Raw genomic sequence first — 378 nt, 5'->3', positions numbered from 1 at the left:
CTCCGGGCCCGTGCCTGCTGCCGCTTCGATACTCAACACCGCCTTTTCTTCGAACGGCCAGATGGGGCCCGGCAAATCGGTGAACACCGCGATCTTGTCGGAGCCAGAACCCTGCACCACGACAACGCGTTTTACAGCAAACGTAATCTCGCTCATAGCCCGTATTTCTCCTTGAACTGGTCCCATGTCATCGCCTTGTTCCCGGCCTTTACGATCTTGTCCGCGAACTTAGCACCCGGCTTGTATAGTAGCACATTCATCTTCGCGCTGTACTTGACAACGGTGCCGCCCTGAGCCTCGACAAACGCCTCTTCGTCAGCCGAGCGGTAACTGGTCCAAGCCACATTGACCCCTGCTAGCTTCGCGCCTGCTGCCTTC

1 protein-coding gene is annotated in these 378 nt (G+C 57.7%); it reads right to left on the bottom strand.

What is annotated here, in order from left to right; translation table 11 throughout:
- Nucleotides 1-152: 152 nt before the first annotated feature.
- Nucleotides 153-378, bottom strand: a 226-nt coding sequence (locus tag AC1RPJ_RS07915) for a hypothetical protein (protein WP_481762864.1), incomplete at its 5' end; no start/stop codon positions are given.

The sequence above is a fragment of the Dellaglioa sp. CoH-57-MRSF-17 genome (assembly GCF_056782015.1).
The sequence above is the reverse complement of the archived record's forward strand: the minus strand, read 5'-3'. Positions and strand labels throughout refer to the sequence as shown.